Origin of the sequence: Streptomyces sp. NBRC 109706, assembly GCF_000974485.1 — a bacterium.
Taxonomy (GTDB): domain Bacteria; phylum Actinomycetota; class Actinomycetes; order Streptomycetales; family Streptomycetaceae; genus Streptomyces.
Window position 1 is genome coordinate 68,410 of the sequence record NZ_BBOM01000016.1, and the last position, 26,140, is coordinate 94,549.

5 protein-coding genes (1 of these 5 cut by a window edge) are annotated in these 26,140 nt (G+C 67.8%); 3 read left to right on the forward strand and 2 right to left on the reverse strand.

Going from position 1 to position 26,140, the window contains the following annotated elements:
• Both AOM46_RS35745 and AOM46_RS30865 read left to right on the forward strand, forming a co-directional pair.
• On the forward strand, window positions 1-21,713 hold the 3' portion of the coding sequence (locus tag AOM46_RS35745) for a type I polyketide synthase (protein WP_062218136.1). It extends 11,452 nt beyond the left edge of the window; the window shows 21,713 of its 33,165 coding nt (coding positions 11,453-33,165); its start codon lies off the left edge, out of view; it ends in the stop codon at window positions 21,711-21,713.
• Between the two features lie 74 nt (window positions 21,714-21,787).
• Complete coding sequence (locus AOM46_RS30865; RefSeq protein ID WP_062218140.1) at window positions 21,788-22,318, forward strand: DUF1707 domain-containing protein; 531 nt, start codon at window positions 21,788-21,790, stop codon at window positions 22,316-22,318.
• A gap of 28 nt (window positions 22,319-22,346) precedes the next feature.
• On the opposite strand, the gene AOM46_RS30870 is transcribed toward AOM46_RS30865, so the two are convergent.
• Both AOM46_RS30870 and AOM46_RS30875 read right to left on the reverse strand, forming a co-directional pair.
• The gene (locus tag AOM46_RS30870) at window positions 22,347-23,111 is read right to left on the reverse strand and encodes an AfsR/SARP family transcriptional regulator (protein ID WP_062218143.1); all 765 of its coding nucleotides are present in this window, start codon (window positions 23,109-23,111) and stop codon (window positions 22,347-22,349) included.
• A 192-nt stretch (window positions 23,112-23,303) separates the two neighbouring features.
• On the reverse strand, window positions 23,304-24,944 hold the full coding sequence (locus AOM46_RS30875; protein ID WP_078857365.1) for an acyl-CoA carboxylase subunit beta: 1,641 nt from the start codon (window positions 24,942-24,944) through the stop codon (window positions 23,304-23,306).
• A 149-nt stretch (window positions 24,945-25,093) separates the two neighbouring features.
• Between AOM46_RS30875 and AOM46_RS30880 the strand changes: the two genes are divergently transcribed.
• Complete coding sequence (locus AOM46_RS30880) at window positions 25,094-26,098, forward strand: beta-ketoacyl-ACP synthase III (RefSeq protein ID WP_062218146.1); 1,005 nt, start codon at window positions 25,094-25,096, stop codon at window positions 26,096-26,098.
• Window positions 26,099-26,140 lie beyond the last annotated feature (42 nt).

Sequence of the window (26,140 nt, forward strand, 5' to 3'; positions counted from 1 at the left end):
ACGCGGCCGAATGCGCTGACCAGGGCCGGCGGTTCACCGTTCTGTCGGTGTCGCATGCGTTCCATTCGGCGTTGATGGAGCCGATGCTGGACGAGTTCGCTTCTGTCCTGAACAACCTGACGTTCAACCCCACCCGCATCCCCATCGTCTCCAACCTCACCGGAGCCATAGCCGAACCCGGCCAAATACAGCAGCCCGAATACTGGCTGAAGCAGGTCCGTGGGACGGTCCGCTTCGCCGACGGAGTCACCGCGCTTGAAGCGATGGGCGTGACCCGTTACCTCGAAATCGGCCCCGACGCCGTCCTGACCGGAATGGCCCAAGAGACCATTGCCGAAGCGACGTTCGTGCCAGTGCTCCGGAAGGACCGCGACGAGACCGACACTGCGCTGACCGCCGCGAGCCGACTGTGGACGGTTGGGGCTGAGATCAACTGGCCAGCCGTCTTCACCAACTGGGGTGGTCGGGTTGTTGAGTTGCCGACGTATGCCTTTCAGCGTGAGCGTTATTGGCCGCGTCCGAATGTGGGTGTGGGTGATTTGGGTGTTGTTGGTTTGGTGGGTGCTGAGCATGCGTTGTTGGGTTCTGTGGTGGCGTTGGCTGATGGTGATGCGGTGGTGTTGACGGGGCGGTTGTCGGTGGGTGTGCAGTCGTGGCTGGGTGATCATGTGGTGTTGGGTGAGGTGGTGGTGCCGGGGGCGGCGTTGGTGGAGATGGTGTTGCGGGCGGGGCAGGAGGTTGGTTGTGGTTTGGTGCGTGAGTTGGTGTTGCAGGCTCCGTTGGTGTTGTCGGAGTCGGGTGGGGTTCAGGTTCAGGTGCGTGTCGAGGGCGTGGACGATGCGGGTGATCGGCCGGTGTATGTCCATGCCCGTGCTGAGGGTGCCGATGAGTGGGTTGTTCATGCGTCGGGTCTCCTCGCTGTGTCTGAACGGGAGGCCGGTGACTTTGATTTGGGTGTGTGGCCGCCGGAGGGTGCGGTGGCGGTGGATGTTGAGGGGTTGTATGGGGCTTTGGCGGGGGCGGGTCTTGGTTATGGTCCGGTGTTTCGGGGGGTGCGGGCGGTTTGGCGTGATGAGTTGGGGGTGTATGCGGATGTGGTGTTGCCGGAGTCTGGTGTGGCTGGGGTTGATGCGTTTGGTATTCATCCGGCGTTGCTTGATGCCGCGCTTCATTCTTCGGGGTTTGTTCTAGGGGATGCTGAGACTGCTGGCGGGCCGAGGTTGCCGTTCGCGTGGTCGGGTGTGGAGTTGTTCGCGGTGGGGGCGAGGGTGTTGCGGGTGGCGATCCGTTCGGTGGGCGAGGGCGTTGTTGTGGAGGCGGCGGATGGTGCTGGTGTTCCGGTGGCGGTGGTGCGTTCGTTGATGTTGCGGTCGGTATCGGCGGAGCAGCTGTCGTCGGCCGGGCGGGTCGATGATGCGCTGTTCGCGGTGGAGTGGAGTGCGTTGCCCCCGGTCGTTGTTCATGCCGAGCCGACGGACTTCTCCCTGCTGGTGGTGGGCGATGGTTCGGTGGAGCAGGTGCTCGGTGGGGTGTTGCGTGGGGTGCAGGAGTGGTTGGCGGATGAGGGGTCGTTTGGTTCGCGTCTGGCGGTGGTGACGCGGGGTGCGGTTCCGGCGACTTCCGGTGGTGTGGTGGATGTGGTGGGTGCGGCGGTGTGGGGTTTGGTGCGGTCGGCGCAGTCGGAGCATCCGGATCGGATCGTGTTGGTGGACGCTGATCCGGCGGCTACCGAGGACTTCGACCTGGCGTTGTTGGCCGGTTTGGATGAGCCTCAGGTCGCCGTTCGTGGTGGGCAGGTGTGGGTGCCGAGGTTGGCCCGAGCGGTGGGTGTGGAACACGCGGTGCCGTCGGTTGTGGGTGGCACGGTGTTGATTACCGGTGGGACGGGGACGTTGGGTGGTGTGCTGGCGCGGCATCTGGTGGTCGAGCATGGGGTGCGGCATCTGTTGTTGTTGTCGCGTCAGGGCCCGGACGCTCCGGGGGCCATGGATCTGGTCGGCGAGTTGGAGGGGCTGGGCGCGCGGGCGCGGGTGGTGGCGTGTGATGCCGCCGACCGTGACGCTCTGGCGGCGGTCCTCGACGGGATCCCCGCCGACGCGCCGCTGACCGGCGTTGTCCATGCGGCCGGTGTGCTTGACGACGGGGTGTTCACCGCCCTCACCCCGGAGCGGTTGAACAGGGTGTTGCGGGCGAAGGTGACCGCGGCCGTCAACCTGGACGAGCTGACGCGCGCCGCTGATCTCGCGCTCTTCGTTCTGTATTCGTCGGCGTCGGCGACGTTCGGTACGCCGGGGCAGGCGAACTACGCGGCGGCGAACGCGTTCCTCGACGGTCTGGCCGCGCGTCGCCGCGTGGAGGGGCTGCCGGGTCTGTCGCTGGGCTGGGGCCTGTGGGAGCAGGCCAGCACCATGACGGGCAAGCTCGCCGAGACCGACCGGGCCCGGGCGACCAGCGCCGGCATGGCCCTGTCCACCGAGCAGGGGCTTGCCCTGTTCGACGCGGCATTGTCGCGTTCGGTGGCGCAGTTGTTGCCCATCAACCTTGACCTGACGGTGGTGCGGTCGGCCGACGAGGTGCCGGCGTTGCTGCGGGGCCTGGTTTCCGGTCGGGTGCGGCGTGGGGTGGCGCAGGTTTCGGGTGCCGGTTTGGCGTTGGTGCAGCGGTTGCGTTCGGTGCCTGAGGCCCAGCAGCGGCAGATGCTGTTGGAGTTGGTGCGGGGCAGCGCGGCGGCCGTACTGGGGCATGGTTCGGCCGATGCGGTCGGCGAACGCCAGGCATTTAAGGACCTGGGCTTTGACTCTCTCACCGCGATCGAGCTGCGTAATCGGTTGAATTCGGCGACGGGGCTTCGGTTGCCGGCCACGCTGGTCTTTGACTATCCCAGCCCGACGCTGCTCGCTGATTACCTGGCCGAGCAGTTCTTCGGTGTGCTTGAGTCGGCGTCGCCGCTGGCGCCGGCGATGGCCGGGAAGGCTGTTTCGCTGGATGAGCCGTTGGCGATTGTGGGGATGGCGTGTCGGTTCCCGGGTGGGGTTGGGTCGCCGGGGGAGTTGTGGGATTTGGTGGATGGTGGGGTGGATGGTATGTCGGTTTTTCCGGTGGATCGTGGTTGGCCGGTGGATTTGGCGGGTCGGGTTGGTGGTGTGGGTGGGTTTGTGGATGGTGCGGATGGGTTTGATGCGGGGTTGTTTGGGATTTCGCCGCGTGAGGCTTTGTCGATGGATCCGCAGCAGCGGTTGTTGTTGGAGGCTGCGTGGGAGGTGTTTGAGTCGGCTGGGTTGGATCCGCGTTCGTTGCGGGGTGGGAGTGTGGGGGTGTTTGCGGGGGCGTTGTCGTCGGGGTATGTGGCTGTTGGTTCTGAGGGGCATGTGTTGTCGGGTGCTGCGAATAGTGTGATTTCGGGTCGGGTGTCTTATGTGTTTGGGTTGGAGGGGCCTGCGGTGACGGTGGATACGGCGTGTTCGTCGTCGTTGGTGGCGTTGCATTTGGCGGGGCAGGCGTTGCGGTCGGGTGAGTGTGATATGGCGTTGGCTGGTGGTGTGACGGTGATGGTGACGCCGACGGCGTTTGCGGAGTTTGATCAGCAGGATGGGTTGGCGTCGGATGGTCGGTGTAAGTCGTTTGCTGCGTCGGCGGATGGGACGGGGTGGGCTGAGGGTGTGGGGTTGTTGTTGGTGGAGCGGTTGTCGGATGCGCGGCGGAAGGGGCATGAGGTTCTTGCGGTGGTGCGGGGTTCGGCGGTGAATCAGGATGGTGCGTCGAATGGTTTGACGGCGCCGAATGGTCCCTCCCAACAGCGGGTGATTCGGCAGGCGTTGGCGAATGCGCGGTTGACGGGTGCGGATGTGGATGTGGTGGAAGCCCATGGGACGGGGACGCGTCTTGGTGATCCGATTGAGGCGCAGGCGTTGTTGGCGACGTATGGGCAGGATCGGGGTGAGGGTGGCGAGCCGTTGTGGTTGGGGTCGATCAAATCGAACATCGGTCATACGCAGGCGGCTGCGGGTGTGGCGGGTGTGATCAAGATGGTGCTGGCCATGCGCCACGGTCTGATGCCGGCGACCCTGCACGTGGATGAGCCCTCGCCGCAGGTGGACTGGTCCGAGGGCGAGGTTGCGTTGTTGACGGAGGCGCGTGCGTGGCCCGAGGTGGGTCGCCCGCGGCGGGCGGCGGTGTCGTCGTTCGGGATCAGCGGCACCAACGCGCACGTCATTCTGGAGCAGGCGCCGCAGCCCGAACCCGAGCCGGTTACCGAACTCGCGGTTGGTTGGCCGGGGTTGGTGCCGTGGGTGGTGTCGGCGAAGTCCGAGGCCGGGTTGCGGGCTCAGGTGGCCCGGTTGCGGTCGTTCGTCGCCGAGCGTCCCGAGTTGGACGCGGTCGATGTCGGCTGGTCGTTGGCCACGACACGGGCCGCGTTGGAGCATCGAGTCGTCCTGGCGGGCGATGGAGACGTGCTCGCCACCGGCACCGCAAGCGAAGGCCGCACCGCGTTCCTCTTCACCGGCCAGGGATCACAACGCGCCGCCATGGGCCAGGGTCTGTATGAGGCATTCCCGGTCTATGCCGAGGCCTTCGACGCGGTCTGCGAACACCTCGACACCCACCTGGAACGCCCCCTACGAGAAGTCCTGACCGATGGGGCCGACCTCGATCAAACGGGCTGGGCTCAGGCGGGCCTGTTCGCTCTCGAAGTCGCCCTCTATCGCGTGGTGGAGTCCTGGGGCGTGATCCCCGACGTGCTGTTGGGCCACTCCCTGGGCGAGATTACCGCCGCGCATGTGTCCGGGGTTCTGTCGTTGGATGATGCGTGCATTCTGGTGGCGGAGCGCGGACGCCTGATGCAGGCGCTGCCGAGCGGCGGCGGGATGCTCGCCGTCCAGGCCACCGAGGCCGATGTCGCCGACTCCGAGCTTGACCTCGCCGCCGTCAATGGTCCGCAGTCCGTGGTGCTCTCTGGGGACGTTGCGGCTATCGAGCGCTACGCGGCCGAATGCGCCGACCAAGGCCGGCGGTTCACCGTTCTGTCGGTGTCGCATGCGTTCCATTCGGCGTTGATGGAACCCATGCTTGACGAATTCGCTTCTGTCCTGAACAACCTGACGTTTAACCCCGCTCGCATTCCGATCGTGTCCAATCTGACCGGCGCCGTGGCCGAACCCGGGCAGATGCAACAGCCGGAGTACTGGCTGAAGCAGGTCCGTGGGACGGTCCGCTTTGCCGATGGTGTCACTGCGCTTGAGGCGATGGGCGTGACTCGTTACCTCGAACTGGGCCCCGACGGTGTGTTGTCCGGCATGGCCCAGGAGACGGCCGCCGAAGCGACGTTCACCCCCGTCCTCCGGAAGGACCGCGACGAGACCGACACTGCGCTGACCGCCGCGAGCCGCCTCTGGGCCGCTGGCGTCAACGTCGATTGGTCGGCTGTGTTTGGCGGTTGGGGTGGTCGGGTTGTCGAGTTGCCGACGTATGCCTTTCAGCGTGAGCGTTATTGGCCGCGTCCGAATGTGGGTGTGGGTGATTTGGGTGCTGTTGGTTTGGTGGGTGCTGAGCATGCGTTGTTGGGTTCTGTGGTGGCGTTGGCTGATGGTGATGCGGTGGTGTTGACGGGGCGGTTGTCGGTGGGTGTGCAGTCGTGGCTGGGTGATCATGTGGTGTTGGGTGAGGTGGTGGTGCCGGGGGCGGCGTTGGTGGAGATGGTGTTGCGGGCGGGGCAGGAGGTTGGTTGTGCTTTGGTGCGTGAGTTGGTGTTGCAGGCTCCGTTGGTGTTGTCGGAGTCGGGTGGGGTTCAGGTTCAGGTGCGTGTCGAGGGCGTGGACGATGCGGGTGATCGGCCGGTGTATGTCCATGCCCGTGCTGAGGGTGCCGATGAGTGGGTTGTTCATGCGTCGGGTCTCCTCGCTGTGTCTGAACGGGAGGCCGGTGACTTTGATTTGGGTGTGTGGCCGCCGGAGGGTGCGGTGGCGGTGGATGTTGAGGGGTTGTATGGGGCTTTGGCGGGGGCGGGTCTTGGTTATGGTCCGGTGTTTCGGGGGGTGCGGGCGGTTTGGCGTGATGAGTTGGGGGTGTATGCGGATGTGGTGTTGCCGGAGTCTGGTGTGGCTGGGGTTGATGCGTTTGGTATTCATCCGGCGTTGCTTGATGCCGCGCTTCACTCTTCGGGGTTTGTTCTAGGGGAGGCTGAGACTGCTGGCGGGCCGAGGTTGCCGTTTGCCTGGTCGGGTGTGGAACTCTTCGCGGTGGGGGCGAGGGTGTTGCGGGTGGCGATTCGTTCGGTGGGTGAGGGTGTTGTTGTGGAGGCGGCGGATGGTGCTGGTGTTCCGGTGGCGGTGGTGCGTTCGTTGATGTTGCGGTCGGTGTCGGCGGAGCAGTTGTCGTCGGGTGGACGGGTCGATGATGCGTTGTTCGCTGTCGATTGGATCGCTCTGTCTTCGGGGGTTGGTTCTTCTGATGGGGCTGGGTTCTCCACGTTGGTGGTGGGTGATGGTTCGGTGGAGCAGGTGCTTGGTGGGGTGTTGCGTGGGGTGCAGGAGTGGTTGGTGGACGAGGGGTCGTTTGGTTCGCGGTTGGCGGTGGTGACGCGGGGTGCCGTGGCTGTGGGGCCGGATGAGGTTGGGGATGTGGTGGGTGCGGCGGTGTGGGGTTTGGTGCGGTCGGCGCAGTCGGAGCATCCGGATCGGATTGTGTTGGTGGATGCTGATCCGGCGGCTACCGAGGACTTCGACCTGGCGTTGTTGGCCGGTCTTGATGAGCCTCAGGTCGCCGTTCGTGACGGGCAGGTGTGGGTGCCGAGGCTGGCCCGAGCGGTGGGTGTGGAACACGCGGTGCCGTCGGTGGTGGGCGGCACGGTGTTGATCACCGGTGGGACGGGGACGTTGGGTGGTCTGCTGGCCCGGCATCTGGTCGTCGAGCATGGGGTGCGGCATCTGTTGTTGTTGTCGCGTCAGGGCCCGGACGCTCCGGGGGCCATGGATCTGGTCGGCGAGTTGGAGGAGCTGGGCGCGCGGGTGCGGGTGGTGGCCTGTGACGCTGCCGACCGCGATGCTCTGGCGGCCGTCCTCGACGGGATCCCCGCCGACGCGCCCCTGACCGGCGTTGTCCATGCGGCCGGTGTGCTTGACGATGGAGTGTTCACCGCCCTCACTCCAGAACGGTTGAACAGGGTGTTGCGGGCGAAGGTGACCGCGGCCGTCAACCTGGACGAGCTGACGCGCGCCGCTGATCTCGCGCTCTTCGTTCTGTATTCGTCGGCGTCGGCGACGTTCGGTACGCCGGGGCAGGCGAACTACGCGGCGGCGAACGCGTTCCTGGACGGTCTGGCCGCGCGTCGCCGCGTGGAGGGGCTGCCGGGTCTGTCGCTGGGCTGGGGCTTGTGGGAGCAGGCCAGCGCCATGACGGAGCATCTGCGGGGCCAGCTTGGGCATGGGCTGTCGACGGAGCGGGGGCTCGCTCTGTTCGACGCGGCGCTGTCGCGTTCGGTGGCGCACCTGGTGGCGGTCAATCTTGACGTGGCGGCGGTGCGGGCGGCGGGTGAGGTGCCGGCGTTGCTGCGGGGCCTGGTCGCCGGCCGGGTGCGGCGTGGGGTGGCGCAGGCATCGGGTGCCGGTTTGGCGCTGGCACAGCGACTGCGGTCGATGCCCGAAGCTCAGCAGCGGCAGATGCTGTTGGAGTTGGTGCGGAGCGGTGCGGCGGCCGTACTGGGGCATGGTTCGGCCGATGCGGTCGGCGAACGCCAGGCATTTAAGGACCTGGGCTTTGACTCCCTCACCGCGATCGAGCTGCGTAATCGGTTGAATACGGCGACGGGGCTTCGGTTGCCGGCCACGCTGGTCTTCGACTATCCCAACCCGACCGTTCTCAGCGATCAACTCCTGTCGCAGTTCCTCGGCACGCCCGAGGCGCAGCCGGACGTACTGCGGCGGCCGGCGCTCACTACGGGGACCGACGAGCCGTTGGCGATTGTGGGGATGGCGTGTCGGTTCCCGGGTGGGGTTGGGTCGCCGGGGGAGTTGTGGGATTTGGTGGATGGTGGGGTGGATGGTATGTCGGTGTTTCCGGTGGATCGTGGTTGGCCGGTGGATTTGGCGGGTCGGGTTGGTGGTGTGGGTGGGTTTGTGGATGGTGCGGATGGGTTTGATGCGGGGTTGTTTGGGATTTCGCCGCGTGAGGCTTTGTCGATGGATCCGCAGCAGCGGTTGTTGTTGGAGGCTGCGTGGGAGGTGTTTGAGTCGGCTGGGTTGGATCCGCGTTCGTTGCGGGGTGGGAGTGTGGGGGTGTTTGCGGGGGCGTTGTCGTCGGGGTATGTGGCTGTTGGTTCTGAGGGGCATGTGTTGTCGGGTGCTGCGAATAGTGTGATTTCGGGTCGGGTGTCTTATGTGTTTGGGTTGGAGGGGCCTGCGGTGACGGTGGATACGGCGTGTTCGTCGTCGTTGGTGGCGTTGCATTTGGCGGGGCAGGCGTTGCGGTCGGGTGAGTGTGATATGGCGTTGGCTGGTGGTGTGACGGTGATGGTGACGCCGACGGCGTTTGCGGAGTTTGATCAGCAGGATGGTTTGGCGTCGGATGGTCGGTGTAAGTCGTTTGCTGCGTCGGCGGATGGGACGGGGTGGGCTGAGGGTGTGGGTTTGTTGTTGGTGGAGCGGTTGTCGGATGCGCGGTGGAACGGCCACCAGGTGTTGGCCGTGGTGCGGGGTTCGGCGGTGAATCAGGATGGTGCGTCGAATGGTTTGACGGCGCCGAATGGTCCCTCCCAGCAGCGGGTGATTCGGCAGGCGTTGGCGAATGCGCGGTTGACGGGTGCGGATGTGGATGTGGTGGAGGCGCATGGGACGGGGACGCGTCTTGGGGATCCGATTGAGGCGCAGGCGTTGTTGGCGACGTATGGGCAGGATCGGGGTGAGGGTGGCGAGCCGTTGTGGTTGGGGTCGATCAAGTCGAATATCGGGCACACGCAGGCGGCTGCGGGTGTGGCTGGTGTGATCAAGATGGTGCTGGCCATGCGCCACGGTCTGATGCCGGCGACCCTGCACGTGGACGAGCCCTCCCCGCAGGTGGACTGGTCGGCGGGTGAGGTTGCGTTGTTGACGCAGGCGCGGGCGTGGCCCGAGGTGGGCCGGCCGCGGCGGGCGGCGGTGTCGTCGTTCGGGATCAGTGGGACGAATGCGCATGTGATTTTGGAGCAGGCGCCTGAGCCTGAGCCGGTTACCGAATCCGCGGTTGGTTGGCCGGGGTTGGTGCCGTGGGTGGTGTCGGCGAAGTCCGAGGCCGGGTTGCGGGCGCAGGTGGCCCGGTTGCGGTCGTTCGTCGCCGAGCGTCCGGAGTTGGACGCGGTCGACGTCGGCTGGTCGCTCGCGACAACGCGGGCCGCGTTGGAGCATCGGGTCGTCCTGGCCGGCGATGGAGACGTGCTCGCGACCGGCACCGCAAGCGAAGGCCGCACCGCGTTCCTGTTCACCGGCCAGGGATCACAACGCGCGGGGATGGGCCTGGGCCTGTATGAGGCATTCCCGGTCTACGCCGAAGCCTTCGACGCGGTCTGCGAACACCTCGACGCGCGGCTGGAACGCCCCCTACGCGAAGTCCTCACCGACGGGGCCGACCTCGATCAAACGGGCTGGGCTCAGGCCGGCCTCTTCGCTCTCGAAGTCGCGCTCTACCGCCTGGTGGAGTCCTGGGGCGTGGTCCCCGACGTGCTGTTGGGTCATTCCCTGGGCGAGATCACGGCCGCCCATGTCGCCGGGATCCTCAGCCTTGATGACGCCTGCACCCTGGTCGCCGAGCGCGGTCGGTTGATGCAGGCCCTGCCCGCCGGCGGTGGAATGCTCGCCGTCCAGGCCACCGAGGCCGATGTCGCCGATTCAGGGCTTGACCTCGCCGCCGTCAACGGCCCGAACTCCGTGGTCCTCTCCGGCCCAACCGAAGCCATCGAACGCTACGCCGCCGAATGCGCCAGCCAAGGCCGGCGGTTCAACATCCTCACCGTCTCGCACGCGTTCCACTCCGCCCTGATGGAACCCATGCTGGACGCATTCGCTTCGGTCCTGAACAACCTGACGTTCAACCCCGCTCGCATTCCGATCGTTTCCAACCTCACCGGTGCCATAGCCGAACCCGGGCAGATGCAACAGCCCGAGTACTGGCTCCAGCAGGTCCGCCAAACCGTCCGCTTCGCCGAGGGAGTTACCGCCCTCGGCAGCATGAACGTGACCCGCTACCTCGAACTCGGCCCCGACGGGGTGCTGTCCGGCATGGCCCAGGAGACGGCCGCCGACGCCACGTTCGCCCCCGTCCTCCGCAAGGACCGCGACGAGACCGACACCGCCCTCACCGCCCTCAGCCGCCTCTGGACCATCGGCGTCAACGTCAACTGGCCGGCGGCGTTCGCCGGTTGGGGCGGTCGAGGTGTCGAGTTGCCGACCTATGCGTTCCAGCGGGAGCGGTACTGGCCACGGTCGTTGCCGGGCGGCAGCGGTGCGTTCGGCGCCGGGCATGCGTTGCTGGAGACGGTCGTCTCGTTGGCCGAGGGCGACGGGGTGGTGCTGAGCGGCCTGTTGTCGGTGGGCGCGCAGCCGTGGCTGGCCGATCATGTGGTGTCCGGGCATGTGATGGTGCCGGGTGCGGCGTTGGTGGAGATGGTGCTGCGTGCCGGCCAGGAGGTCGGTTGCGGTCTCGTCCGCGAGCTGGTGCTGCAGTCGCCGCTGGTGCTGCCGGCGTCCGGCGGGGTGCGGGTTCAGGTACGCGTCGAGGGCCCGGACGAGTCCGGTGACCGCCCGACGCACGTCCATGCCCGCGCCGAGGGCAGCGAGGAATGGGTCCTGCACGGGACGGGCTTCCTCGCCGTCTCCGAGCCCGAAACGTCCGCTTTCGATCTGGCTGTGTGGCCGCCGCAGGGCGCGGCCGCGGTGGATGTCGAGGGGTTCTACGAGACGTTGGTCGACGCGGGCTTCGAGTACGGACCGAAGTTCCAAGGCGTGCGGGCGGCCTGGCGTGATGCGTCGGGTGTGTACGCGGACATCGCGCTCTCCGAGCCGGTCGACGGTTTCGGTATCCATCCGGCGCTGTTGGACGCGGCGTTGCATCCGGCGCACCTCCTGTCCGGTGGGCCTGACCAGGCTTCCGGACCGAGGTTGCCGTTCGCGTGGTCGGGTGTGGAGCTGTTCGCGGTCGAGGCGACCACATTGCGGGTGGCGATTCGCTCCGAGGGCGAGGCAGTCGTCGTGCGGGCGGCCGACGGTGCCGGTCTGCCGGTGGCGGTGGTGCGTTCGTTGATCTCGCGGGCGGTGTCGACGGACCAGTTGTCGTCGGCCGGACGTGGTGGCGATGACGCGCTGTTCGCGATCGACTGGAGCGCGCTGCCCGCAGCCGTTCCGGCCGAGCCGACGGAGTTCTCCTTGCTGGTGGCCGGCGATGGCCCGCTGGAGCAGGTGCTCGGCGAGGTGTTGCGTGGGGTGCAGGAGTGGTTGGCGGACGAGGCGTCGTTCGGGTCGCGGTTGGCGGTGGTGACGCGGGGCGCCGTGGCGGTGGGGTCGGATGAGGTTGTGGATGTGGTGGGTGCGGCGGTGTGGGGTCTGGTGCGGTCGGCGCAGTCGGAGCATCCGGACCGGATCGTCCTGGTGGACGCCGACCCGGCCGACACCGAGGACGCGGATCTGACGTTGTTGGCCGGTGTGGATGAGCCGCAGGTCGCTGTCCGTGATGGGCAGGTGTGGGTGCCGAGGTTGGCCCGAGCGGTGGCGGGTGTGGAACACGCGGTGCCGTCGGTTGTGGGCGGTACCGTGTTGATCACCGGTGGCACGGGAACTCTGGGTGGTCTGCTGGCCCGGCATCTGGTGGTCGAACATGGGACGCGACACCTGTTGCTGTTGTCGCGGCGAGGCATGGAGGCCCCGGGAGCGGCAGAACTTACGGCCGAACTCGCCGCGTTGGGTGCGGACGCGCGGGTGGCGGCGTGTGATGCCGCCGACCGCGATGCTCTGGCGGCGGTCCTTGACGGTATCCCCGCCGACGCACCGCTCACCGGCGTCGTTCATGCCGCGGGTGTGCTCGATGACGGTGTCTTCACCGCGTTGACCCCCGAGCGCCTGGAGACGGTGCTGCGGGTGAAGGCGACCGCTGCGGTGAACCTGGATGAGCTGACGCGTGATGCGGATCTGAGTCTGTTCGTTCTGTACTCCTCGGCGTCGGCGACGTTCGGTACGCCGGGGCAGGCGAACTACGCGGCGGCCAATGCGTTCCTCGACGGTCTGGCCGTCCGGCGTCGGGCGGAGGGGCTACCGGGTCTGTCGCTGGGCTGGGGCTTGTGGGAGCAGGCCAGTGATATGACCGGGCATCTGCGGGGCCAGCTTGGGCAGGGGCTGTCGACGGAGCGGGGGCTCGCTCTGTTCGACGCGGCGCTGTCGCGTTCGGTGGCGCACCTGGTGGCGGTCAATCTTGACCTGGCGGCGGTGCGGTCGGCGGGTGAGGTGCCGGCGTTGCTGCGGGGCTTGGTTTCTGGTCGGGTGCGGCGTGGGGTGGCGCAGGCTTCGGGTGCGGGTTTGGCGTTGGTGCAGCGGCTGCGTTCGGTACCTGAGGCCCAGCAGCGGCAGATGCTGTTGGAGTTGGTGCGGAGCGGTGCGGCTGCGGTTTTGGGGCATGGCTCGGCCGATGCGGTGGGCGAGCGGCAGGCGTTCAAGGATTTGGGCTTTGACTCCCTCACCGCCGTCGAGCTGCGGAATCGGTTGAATTCGGCGACGGGGCTTCGGTTGCCGGCCACGCTGGTCTTTGACTATCCCAACCCGACGGTGCTCGGTGAGTACCTGGCGCGGGAGTTGTTCGGCGCGCTGGAGTCTGCGCCGGCGGCCGCGAGGGTGGTTCCGCTGGATGAGCCGTTGGCGATTGTGGGGATGGCGTGTCGGTTCCCGGGTGGGGTTGGGTCGCCGGGGGAGTTGTGGGATTTGGTGGATGGTGGGGTGGATGGTATGTCGGTTTTTCCGGTGGATCGTGGTTGGCCGGTGGATTTGGCGGGTCGGGTTGGTGGTGTGGGTGGGTTTGTGGATGGTGCGGATGGGTTTGATGCGGGGTTGTTTGGGATTTCGCCGCGTGAGGCTTTGTCGATGGATCCGCAGCAGCGGTTGTTGTTGGAGGCTGCGTGGGAGGTGTTTGAGTCGGCGGGGTTGGATCCGCGTTCGTTGCGGGGTGGGAGTGTGGGGGTGTTTGCGGGGGCGTTGTCGTCGGGGTATGTGGCTGTTGGTTCTGAGGGGCATGTGTTGTCGGGTGCTGCGAATAGTGTGATTTCTGGTCGGGTGTCTTATGTGTTTGGGTTGGAGGGGCCTGCGGTGACGGTGGATACGGCGTGTTCGTCGTCGTTGGTGGCGTTGCATTTGGCGGGGCAGGCGTTGCGGTCGGGTGAGTGTGATATGGCGTTGGCTGGTGGTGTGACGGTGATGGTGACGCCGACGGCGTTTGCGGAGTTTGATCAGCAGGATGGGTTGGCGTCGGATGGTCGGTGTAAGTCGTTTGCTGCGTCGGCGGATGGGACGGGGTGGGCTGAGGGTGTGGGTTTGTTGTTGGTGGAGCGGTTGTCGGATGCGCGGCGGAACGGGCATGAGGTTCTTGCGGTGGTGCGGGGTTCGGCGGTGAATCAGGATGGTGCGTCGAATGGTTTGACGGCGCCGAATGGTCCCTCGCAACAGCGGGTGATTCGCCAGGCCCTCGCCAACGCCCGTCTGACGGGCGCCGATATCGACGTGGTGGAGGCGCATGGGACGGGGACGCGTCTTGGGGATCCGATTGAGGCGCAGGCGTTGTTGGCGACGTATGGGCAGGATCGGGGTGAGGGTGGGGAGCCGTTGTGGTTGGGGTCGATCAAGTCGAACATCGGCCACACCCAGGCGGCTGCGGGTGTGGCGGGTGTGATCAAGATGGTGCTGGCCATGCGCCACGGGATGATGCCAGCGACCCTGCACGTGGACGAACCCTCCCCCCAGGTGGACTGGTCCGAGGGCGAGGTTGCGTTGTTGACGCAGGCGCGTGCGTGGCCCGAGGTGGGCCGGCCTCGGCGGGCGGCGGTGTCGTCGTTCGGGATCAGCGGGACCAATGCGCATGTGATTTTGGAGCAGGCGCCTGAGCCTGAGCCGGTTACCGAATCCACGGTTCGTTGGCCGGGGTTGGTGCCGTGGGTGGTGTCGGCGAAGTCCGAGGCCGCGCTGCGGGCACAGGTGGCCCGGTTGCGGTCGTTCGTCGCCGAACGTCCGGAGTTGGACGCGATCGACATCGGCTGGTCGCTCGCGACAACGCGGGCCGCGTTGGAGCATCGGGTCGTCCTGGCCGGCGATGGAGACGTGCTCGCGACCGGCACCGCAAGCGAAGGCCGCACCGCGTTCCTGTTCACCGGCCAGGGATCACAACGCGCCGCCATGGGCCAGGGCCTGTATGAGGCATTCCCGGTCTATGCCGAGGCCTTCGACGCGGTCTGCGAACGCCTCGACACCCACCTGGAACGCCCCCTACGCGAGGTCCTGACCGATGGGGCCGACCTCGATCAGACGGTATGGGCCCAGGCCGGCCTGTTCGCTCTCGAAGTCGCGCTCTACCGCCTGGTGGAGTCCTGGGGCGTGACCCCCGACGTGCTGCTGGGCCATTCCCTGGGCGAGATCGTCGCCGCCCATGTCGCCGGGGTTCTGTCGCTGGATGATGCGTGCACCCTGGTCGCCCAGCGCGGTCGGCTGATGCAGGCCCTGCCGTCCGGCGGCGGAATGCTCGCCGTCCAGGCCACCGAGGCCGATGTCGCCGACTCCGGTCTGGATATCGCTGCGGTCAATGGGTCGCAGTCGGTGGTGCTTTCGGGTGCTGTTGAGGCGATTCGGGTGTATGTGGCGAGGTGTTTGGAGCGGGGGTGGCGGATCAGTGTTCTGTCGGTTTCGCATGCGTTCCATTCGGCGTTGATGGAGCCGATGTTGGATGAGTTCGCCGCTGTTTTGGCTGGGGTGACGTTTAACCCGGCTCGGATTCCGATCGTTTCGAATCTGACGGGGGCGGTTGCTGAGCCTGGGCAGCTGCAACAGCCGGAGTACTGGCTGAGGCAGGTGCGTGAGACGGTTCGTTTCGCCGATGGGGTTGCCGCCACGGCGGAGCTGGGTGTGACCCGTTACATCGAATTGGGCCCCGATGGGGTGCTGTCGGGGATGGCCCAGGAGACTGTTGCGGATGCGGTGTTCGTGCCCGTGCTGCGTAAGGATCGGGATGAGGTGGATGCTGCTCTGACTGCGGTAAGTCGGTTGTGGGCGGTGGGTGTTGGGGTGGATTGGTCGGCGTTGTTGGTTGGTGGTCGTGGGGTGGGTCTGCCGACGTATGCGTTCCAGCGTGAGCGGTTCTGGCCGGAGTCGGTTTCCGAGCCTCTTGGTGGCGGTTTGGTTGATGCGGCGTTCTGGGATGCGGTGGAGCGTGGGGACACGCGGGAGTTGGCCGGTTTGGAGTCGGCGTTGCCGGCGTTGTCCGCCTGGCGTCAACGTCATCAGGAGCAGACGGCGTTGGACTCGTGGCGTTACCGGATCACTTGGAAGCCGTTGGCCGAGCCGCCGCCGGCGAGGTTGTCGGGTACCTGGGCGGTGGTTGGTTCCGAAGACCTTGATGTCTCTTCGGCGTTGGCGGATGCCGGTGCGACGGTGGTGAGTGTCCCGGCCGAGGAGGTGTTGGGGCTGCCCGAGGTGGTGGGCGTGGTGTTGGTGGCTGGTGATGTGGCTGAGGTGTTGGGCGTGGTGCAGGTGTTGGGTGGGGTGGTGGCGCCGTTGTGGGTGGTGACGCGGGGTGCGGTGTCGGTGGGTGGTTCGGATCGGTTGGTCAATCCCGACCAGGCGGGGGTGTGGGGTCTGGGCCGGGTTGCGGCGTTGGAGGTGCCGGATCGTTGGGGTGGTTTGGTTGACTTGCCGGTTGAGTTGGACGCGCGTGCTGGTGCTCGGTTTGTGGGGGTTTTGGCTGCGGGCGTCGCTGGTGAGGATCAGGTGGCGGTGCGTGGGGCTGGTGTTTATGGTCGGCGTTTGACGCGTGTGGTTTCGGCGGGTTCGGTTGATGAGGGTTGGCGGCCGTTGGGCACGGTGCTGGTTACGGGTGGTACGGGGGCGTTGGGTGTGGTGGTGGCGCGGTGGTTGGCGGGTCGGGGTGTGCCGCATCTGGTGTTGACCGGTCGCCGGGGTGTTGCGCCCGAGGGGTTGGTTGAGGAGTTGGCTGAACTTGGTACTCGGACGACGGTCGTTGCGTGTGATGTCGCGGACCGGGACGCTCTTGCCGCAGCGATCGACGGTATTCCGGCGGAGTGGCCGTTGAGTGGTGTCGTGCATGCGGCCGGGGTGTTGGATGATGCGATGTTGGATGGTTTGTCGGGGGAGCGGTTGGCGTCGGTGTGGGGGCCGAAGGTCGGTGGGTTGCGGAATCTGGATGTGTTGACGGTCGGGCTTCCTGTTGAGTGGTTGGTGGTGTTCTCCTCGATGGCGGGCACGGTGGGGAGTGCGGGCCAGGGGAACTATGCGGCGGCGAATGCGGCGGTCGATGCGTGGGTGCAGGAGCGGCGTCAGCGTGGTCTGCCGGCGGTGTCGATCGCTTGGGGGCCGTGGGCGGAGGGCATGGCCGGGGATGCTTCGGTCGTGCAACGCCTACAGCGCGGTGGCGTACGGCCGTTGGATGCCGAGTTGGCGCTGCGGGTCTTCGCCGAGGCTGTTCGGCATGGTGGTGTGGATATGACGGTGGCGGATATCGACTGGGAACGGTTCGCCCCGGCCTTTGCCTCCGCGCGCCCCAGCCGTCTGCTGGCCGAACTCCCCGAAGCCGCCCTCACACCGGAGACCCCGGGTCAGGGCACCGAGGCCGGGCTGCGCGCACAACTGGCCGCACTTCCGGTCGGGCAGTGGCAGCAGGTTTTGTTTGATGTGGTGCGGGAGCAGGCTGCTTCGGTTTTGGGGCATGGGAGTGGGCAGGTTGTTGAGCCGGGGCGGGCGTTTCGGGATCTGGGTTTTGATTCGTTGATGGCTGTGGAGTTGCGTAATCTTCTGTCGGCGCGGACGGGGCTGGGGTTGCCGACGTCGCTGGTTTTTGATTATCCGACGCCTATGGTGTTGGCCGCTTATTTGTCGGCGGAGCTGGCGGGCGACGCTGGTGCTGGTGTTGTGGTGGCGTCCGAGGTGGGGGCTTCGGGCACGGCGGCTGTGGCTGTGGATGAGCCGTTGGCGATTGTGGGGATGGCGTGCCGGTTCCCGGGTGGGGTTGGGTCGCCGGAGGAGTTGTGGGATCTGGTGGATGGTGCGGTGGATGGTATGTCGGTGTTCCCGACGGATCGCGGCTGGCCGGCCGAGATGCTGGGAGGAGTCGGGGCGTTTATTGCCGATGCGGGTGGGTTTGATGCGGGGTTGTTTGGGATTTCGCCGCGTGAGGCTGTGGCGATGGATCCGCAGCAGCGGTTGTTGTTGGAGGCGGCGTGGGAGGTGTTTGAGTCGGCGGGGTTGGATCCGCGTTCGTTGCGGGGGCGGAGTGTGGGGGTGTTCGCGGGGACTAATGGTCAGGACTATATGCATGTGTTGGCTGCTTCTGGGGAGCGGGGTGAGGGGCATGCGGCTACGGGTAATGCGGCGGCGGTGTTGTCCGGTCGGGTGTCTTATGTGTTTGGGTTGGAGGGGCCTGCGGTGACGGTGGATACGGCGTGTTCGTCGTCGTTGGTGGCGTTGCATTGGGCGGGTCAGGCGTTGCGGTCGGGTGAGTGTGAACTGGCTTTGGCTGGTGGGGTGACGGTGATGGCGACGCCGGGTGCGTTTGTGGAGTTTGATCGTCAGGATGGGTTGGCGTCGGATGGTCGGTGTAAGGCGTTTGCTGCGTCGGCGGATGGGACGGGGTGGGGTGAGGGTGTGGGTTTGTTGTTGGTGGAGCGGTTGTCGGATGCGCGGCGGAACGGTCATGAGGTGTTGGCGGTGGTGCGGGGTTCGGCGGTGAATCAGGATGGTGCGTCGAATGGTTTGACGGCGCCGAATGGTCCCTCGCAACAGCGGGTGATTCGCCAGGCCCTGGCCAATGCCCGCCTCACCACTGCTGATGTGGATGCGGTGGAGGCGCATGGGACGGGCACGCGGCTTGGTGATCCGATCGAGGCGCAGGCGTTGTTGGCGACCTATGGGCAGGGCCGGGATCAGGACAGTCCGTTGTGGTTGGGGTCGATCAAGTCGAACATCGGTCACACTCAGGCGGCTGCGGGTGTGGCGGGTGTGATCAAGATGGTGTTGGCGTTGCGGCGGGGGGTGTTGCCGGCGACGTTGCATGTGGATGAGCCGTCGCCGCAGGTGGATTGGTCGGCGGGTGCGGTTGCGTTGTTGACGGAGGCGCGGGCGTGGCCTGAGGTGGATCGTCCGCGGCGGGCGGGGGTCTCCTCGTTCGGGATCAGCGGCACCAATGCGCATGTGATTTTGGAGCAGGCGCCGCAGCCCGAACCCGAGCCGGTTGGCGAACCCACTGGTCAGCGGCCTGGTTTGGTGCCGTGGGTGGTGTCGGCGCGGTCGGAGGCCGGGTTGCGGGCTCAGGTCGCACGGTTGCGGTCGTTCGTTGCTGAGCGGCCCGGGTTGGGCGCGGTGGATGTGGGGTGGTCCCTGGCCACGACACGGGCTGCTTTGGAACATCGCACAGTGTTGGCCGGTGACGGGGATGTGCTGGCCACGGGTACGGCGACCGAGGGGCGGACCGCATTCCTCTTCACCGGCCAGGGATCCCAACGCTCCGGCATGGGCCTCGGCTTGTATGAGATGTTTCCGGTGTTTGCGGAGGCGTTTGACGCGGTCTGTGCGCGGTTGGATGTTCGGCAGAGCCGGCCGTTGCGTGCGGTCCTGACCGATGGCGTGGACTTGGATCAGACGGGGTGGGCGCAGACCGGCTTGTTCGCTCTCGAAGTCGCGCTCTACCGGCTGGTGGAGTCCTGGGGGGTGGTCCCTGACGTGTTGCTCGGCCATTCGTTGGGTGAGATCACGGCCGCCCATGTCGCCGGCGTTCTCGACCTGGACGACGCGTGCACCCTGGTCGCGGAGCGCGGACGCCTGATGCAGGCCCTGCCCTCCGGTGGCGGGATGCTCGCCGTCGAAGCGACCGAAACGGACGTCACCGACTCAGGGTTGGATGTCGCCGCCGTCAACGGCCCGAACTCCGTAGTCCTCTCCGGCGACATCGACGCGATCAACCACTACGCGACCGAATGCGCCAAGCAAGGCCGGCGGTTCAACATTCTGACGGTGTCGCATGCGTTCCACTCGGCCCTGATGGAGCCGATGCTGGACGAATTCGCTTCGGTCCTGAACAACCTGACGTTCAACCCCGCCCGGATCCCGATCGTTTCCAACCTCACCGGAGCTATAGCCGAACCCGGGCAGATGCAACAGCCCGAGTACTGGCTCCAGCAGGTCCGTGGGACGGTCCGCTTCGCCGACGCCGTCGCCGCAACGGCTGAGCTGGGCGTGACCCGTTACCTCGAACTCGGCCCGGACGGTGTCCTGTCCGGTATGGCCCAGGAGACCACCGTCGCCGACGCCACCTTCGCCACCCTCCTTCGCAAGGACCGCGACGAGACCGACACCGCCCTCACCGCCCTCAGCCGCCTGTGGACCACCGGCGCCACCATCGACTGGCCAGCCCTGTTCACCGGCTGGGGCGGCCGCCAGGTCAGCCTGCCGACCTACGCCTTCCAACACGAACGCTACTGGCCCGAGCCCTCCGCAGAGTCTGAAGCGGGCGAGGGGCTGGTGGACTCCGCGTTCTGGGGCGCGGTGGAGCGCGGTGACCTGGAGGAACTGGCCGGGCTTGAGTCCGCGTTGCCCGCGCTGTCCGCCTGGCGCCAGCGGCACCAGGAACGCTCCACACTCGACTCCTGGCGCTACCGCATCACCTGGCAACCACTGACCGACCTCCCCGCACCGGCGCTCTCCGGCACCTGGGTGATCGCCGGAACCGAGGACGAGGACATCTCCACCGCCCTCGCCACCGCAGGCGCCACCGTCGTCAACCTCCCCATCGACGAAATCGCCCAACTCCCCGACACAGCCGGCATCATCCTCACCCCCGAAAGCTGGACCGACACCCTCACCACCATCCAGACCCTCACCGACATCCCGGCACCCCTCTGGGTCCTCACCCGAGGCGCCCAAGCCATCGGCCGCTCCGACCGACTGACAAACCCGGAGCTGGCCACGGTGTGGGGTCTGGGACGCGTCGCGGCCCTGGAACTCCCGCAGCGCTGGGGCGGGTTGGTCGACATCCCCGAGGTGGTGGATGCGGCGGCCGGTGAGCGACTGGTCCAGGTGCTCGCCGGCGAGGTGGAGGACCAGATCGCGATTCGCGGGGCGGAGGTGTACGGCCGGCGACTGACGCGGGCGATTCCGGCGGCCATGACCGATACGGAGTGGCGGCCCACGGGCACCGTGCTGATCACCGGCGGCACCGGCGCCCTCGGGGCGGAGGTGGCGAGGTGGCTGGCCGGTCGCGGTGCGCCGCATCTCGTGCTGACCAGCCGGAGCGGCGTCGCGCCCCACGGCCTGGTCGAGGAACTGGCCGAACTCGGCTGCCAGGCAACGGTCGTTGCCTGCGATGTCGCCGACCGCGACGCCCTTGCCGCGGCCATCGCCGGTATCCCCGCCCAGTGGCCGCTGGTCGGCGTCGTCCATGCGGCCGGGGTGGACGTCCCGCAACAGTTGGCGGTGGCCACTCCGGATGCGGTGGCCGCGGTGTTGCGGGCCAAGGTCGACGGGACGAGGCATCTGGACGAGTTGACGGCTGGCCTGTCGCTCGACCTCTTTGTGGTGTTCTCCTCGATCGCGGCGACCTGGGGCAGCGGCGGCCAGGCGGCGTATGCGGCGGCCAACGCGTTCCTGGACGCATGGGTGTCGCACCGTCGGGAGCGTGGCCTGGCCGGCACCTCGGTGGCCTGGGGGCCGTGGGGCGCGGCCGGGATGGCGGCGGATCCCGAGGCGGCCCGGAGCCTGCGGCGACGCGGCCTGGCGCCGATGGAGCCGGACCTGGCGGTCCGGGCCCTGGCGCAGGCGATCGACCAGGGAGACAGTGGCCTGACGGTGGCCGATGTCGACTGGAGCCGCTTCACCGAGGCGTTCACGTTGCTGCGGCCCAGCCCGCTGCTGCACGAGTTCACCGAGACGGCCGCCACCCCCGACGAGCCCCAGGAAGCGGACGACGGGGCCAGGGCCGCCGAACTGCGTGCCCGACTGGCTCGGATGAGCCCGGAGGAGCAGGAGGGGGCCATGCTGGAGCTGATCCACCGGGGCATCGGCACCGTGCTCGACTACAAGTCGACGGAGGACGTGGACGGGCGGACGTTCCGCGATCTCGGGTTCGACTCGCTGACGGCGGTCGAGTTCCGCAAGGTGCTGTCGAAGGACACCGGGCTGCCCCTCACCTCGACGATGGTGTTCGACTACCCGACCCCGGTCGTGCTCGCCCGTCATCTGCTCGACGAGCTGGGTGAGGGCGGCGGGGACGTGGTCGAGCCCGTGCTCAGCGCGCTGGACGAACTGGAGGCGGCATTCGCGGCCGGCCGGTCCGACGGGCTGGTTCGGGCGCGGGTGACGGTGCGGCTGCAGGCGTTCCTGGCGAAGTGGACTGCGGACGAGGCCGACGGCGGCGATGCGTTGGCCGACCGGCTGGACGCGGCCGGCGACGACGAACTCATCGCTCTCATCCAGAAGGAGCTCGGCGACGATGCCGAATAGGTCCCGGCCGGGCGGCCGAAGGGGCTCCGGCCGTGCCGGGTCCAAGGCTCCCGGGCTTTGCTACGGTGGGCGGCATGCCCAGTGAACTGCCCGAGCTGCGGGCGTCGCACGAGGATCGTGACCGAGTCGTGGACGCCCTGCGGCTCGCCGGCGGTGACGGTCGGATCACCCCGGAGGAGCTGGAAAGCCGGGTGGAGCGCGCGCTGTTGGCCAGGACGCAGGACGAACTGACCGTCCTGGTCGCCGACCTGCCGGCCGTGCCCGAGGCGCAGGACGTGCTGGTGGTCGAGCAGCGCGGCGGGAAGTGGGCGCGGGCCGGGCACTGGGTGGTGCCCGGCCGTATCGAGCTGCGGACGCAGATGTGTCAGGTCACGCTCGATTTCAGCGAAGCGGCGATCACTTCGCGGACATTGCGTATCGACACGGAGATGGAGCAGGGCAAGCTGGTCATCGTCGGCGGTCCCGATATCGCGATCGACGCCGTCGGGCTCAGCCTCACGTTCTCCAGGACCAAGCTCCGCTCGGATCGCGACGCCGACCCCAGGCTCCGTATCGAGCTGGTCGGAACGCTCAAGCATGCGAGGGTCGTCGAGCGGCGGCCCTGACGCCGGGCCCGCCCGGCCCGTCGCGCCGCTAGAGGGCGCGCAGCGGGGTGGTGAGCGCCGGGTCCTGGTCGAGGATGGCGCGGTAGCGGCGCTGGACCTGCGGGCCGGGTTGCAGTCCCAGGTCGTCGCGGAGGCGTTGCCGCAGCCGGTGGAACACCTCGATCGCGTCGGCCTGCCGGTCGGCCCGGTAGAGGGCGAGCATCAGCAGATCGTGCAGCCCCTCGCGCAGCGGGTGTTGGGCGGCCAGGCTCTCCAACTCGGGGGCCACGGCGCGTTCCTCGCCGAGGGCCAGCCGGGCGGCCATCAGGTTCTCGTGCGCGGCGACGCGGCTGTCGTTGAGCCAGAGCGTCGCGGACCGGCAGCGGGCGCCCGGGCCGGCGTCGAGCAGGACGGGACCCCGCCACAACCCCAGCGCCTGTTCCAGGTGGTCGACGGCGGTCCGCGGGTCGTCGGCGATGCGTTGGGCGCCGCTGGAGGCGAGACGGTGGAAACGTTCCGCGTCGATCGCCTCGGGGCTCAGATCCAGGAGGTATCCCTGGTTCACCGTTTGCAGCGCGTCGGGTCGGCCGGCGTCGTCCAACAGGCGGCGCAGTCGGGAGATATGGGCCTGCAGGGTGTTCTTGGTGGTGCGCGGCGGGCGGTCGTCCCACAGTTCGTCCGCCAGATCCTGACAGGACACGACGGAGCCGACATTGAGGGCCAGCAGGGCGAGAATGGCGCGCACCTTGGTGCCGCCCACGGGGAGACGACGTCTCCCGATCACCGTCAGCGGGCCGAGAACTGCTATTTCCATGAGGACTCTCCGCCTGGCCGTTGTTGCCGGTGGTACGCCGACGAATGATCGGGCGGCCCCCATGCTTGCCGGAACCATACGGCGCCGTCAAGCAACGATTGACGCGCGTATCCAGCGGCAATCCGTCGGTAACGGCGGCCGGTGGCGCCCGATTTCGGGCTTCCGTACGTTTCCCCGGTGTTATCCCGCTCTCTACAGTGGGATATTGCTGTGCTTGCGGGGCGGCAGCGTCACCCGCTTGTTCCGCAGCGCCCTGAGCGCGCGCAGCACGGCCACCCGGGTCTCCGACGGCAGGATCACATCGTCGAGGCTGCCGCGTTCGGCCGCCATATAGGGGGTCAGCACCGTGTCCTCGTACTCCTCGATCAGCTCCTCGCGCAGCTCGTCGGGATCGTCGGCGGCGCTCAGTTCGCGGTGGCACAGCATGTCGACGGCGGTGGCGGCGCCGATCACGCCGATCCGCGCGGTGGGCCAGGCGAAGCTCATGTCGGCGCCGAGCTCCTTGGAGCCCATCACCGCGTAGCCGCCGCCGAACGCCTTTCGGACGATGACGGTCACCTTCGGCACCGTCGCCTCCATATAGGCGAAGCCGAGCTTGGCGCCGCGCCGGATGATGCCCTGGTGTTCCTGGGCCGTGCCGGGCAGGAAGCCGGGGACGTCCACCAGCGTCACGATGGGGATGTTGAACGTGTCGCAGAACCGTACGAAGCGTGCGCCCTTCTCGGCCGCCGCGATGTCCAGGGCGCCGGCCAACTGCTGGGGCTGGTTGGCCACGACGCCGACGGTGCGTCCCTCGATCCGGCCGAAGCCGCAGATGATGTTCGGCGCGAACGCCGGGTGCACCTCCAGCAGATCGCCGTCGTCGACCAGCCGCGCGATCACCTCGGCCATGTCGAACGCCTCGCGCTGCGCGTCGGGCAGGATCGTGTCGAGTGCCAGATCGTCCGCGGTGACGTCCGGGGCGGCCGGGGTCGGGTATGTCGGTGCCTCGTCCAGGTTGTTGGACGGCAGGAACGACAGCAGGTCCCGCGCGTAGTCGAGCGCCTCGGCCTCGCTGGCCGCCGTGTAGTGCGCGTTGCCGGTGACGGTGGCGTGCACCTGTCCGCCCCCGAGGTCCTCCATCCGGACCGGCTCGCCGGTGACCTCCCGGATGACGTCCGGTCCTGTGACGAACATGTGCGAGGTACGGTCGACCATCACGACGAAGTCGGTGCAGGCCGGCACATAGACGGCGCCGCCCGCGCAGGGGCCCATGATCAGGGAGATCTGCGGGATGACGCCGGAGGCGGTGACCACCTTGGTGGCGATGCGGCCGTACGCGGCGAGCGACAGCACGCCCTCGGCGACGCGCGCGCCGCTGGAGTCGTTGATCGCGATGACCGGGCAGCCGGTGCGCAGAGCGAGGTCGAGCAGTTTGCCGACCTTCTCGCCGAAGACCTCGCCGACGCTGCCGCCCAGCGTCAGGGCGTCCTGGGCGTAGACACACACCTGGCGCCCGTCGACGGTGCCGTAGCCGGTGATGACGCCGTCGCCGCTCGGCCGCGCCGTGTCGGCGGCGAAGCCGGTGGAGCGGTGGCGGGCGAGCAGGTCGGTCTCCACGAACGAGCCCGGGTCGAGCAGATGCGCCAGACGGTCCCTGGCCGTCATCCGGCCGAACTTGGCGAGGCGGCGGACCGTGCGGTCCGGGACCTGCCGGGCCGCATCGCGCCTGGCGCGCAGGTCGGCGACCTTGTCGGCGGTGGTGCGCGGGGCCTTCGGGCTCCCGGTCACCGGCCGGTCGGGGACGTGCCGTTCCCCGGCGGCCCGCGCCCGGCGCTGCCCGGATTCGTCCATCGTCGTCTCCTCGCCCACCCCGTCATGCTCGCTCACCTCACCGACCAAGCCCTGACCAGCCGTTGAAGAACCGCTGAAAGAACACTGAAAGGCGTCGGCTGTCAGGGATTCGTCAGTCAACTTTCAGCGCCCGCTGACATCCTTGGCGCATGACGCGTGCGGCGGTCATCAGTGGCCTGGGGGGCTGGTTGCCTCCCCGGGTGGTGACGAACGACGACCTGCCCGCCGAGCTCGACACCTCCGACCGGTGGATCCGTACCCGCACCGGCATCGCGCGTCGCCACTTCGCCGCACGCGGCTCCGCGACCTCCGATCTCGCCGTCGAGGCGGGCAGGCGGGCCCTGGCCTCCTTCGGGGAGCCGAACGTGGACGCCGTGGTGCTGGCCACGACCACGCCCGACCGGACCTGCCCGGGCACCGCGCCCGAGGTCGCGACCCGACTGGGCCTGGAAGACGCCGCCGCCTTCGACGTCAACGCCGCCTGCGCCGGGTTCCTTTACGGGCTCGCCTGCGCCACCGGGCTGATCACCACCGGCGTCGCCGACCGGGTGCTGCTCATCGGGGCCGAGACCTACTCCAGCATTCTCGATCCGCTCGACCGCGGGACGGCCCCCATCTTCGGCGACGGGGCCGGCGCGGTGGTCCTGCGGGCCGGCGCCCCCGACGAGCCGGGCGCGATCGGCCCCATCGACCTGGGCAGCGACGGCACCGGCGCCGAACTCATCAGGGCCGACGGCGGCGGCTCCCGGCAACGGCTGGCCGAGGGCCGGGAGCGGGACGGCGAGCACTATCTGACGATGGCGGGCCGCGAGGTGTTCAAACACGCCGTGGTGCGGATGGCCGCCTCCTGCCAGACCGTGTTGGAGCGCGCCGCCGTGGGCGTCGCCGATATCGACCGGCTGGTGGCCCACCAGGCCAATATCCGCATCGTCCGCCAGCTCGCCGACGAGTTGGGCATTGAACGTGATCGCGTTGTGACCAATATCGACCGTGTCGGCAACACCGCGGCCGCCTCCGTCCCGTTGGCGCTGCTGCACGGCGTCGCCGACGGCACGCTGCGGCCCGGCCAGCGGACCCTGCTCACCGCGTTCGGTGCCGGCCTCACCTGGGGCTCGACGTTGCTGACCTGGCCCGATCTCGTGCTCCGCGACTAGCCGAGCCCCCGTTGCCCCTGCCGAATGCCGAATGCCCGTTGC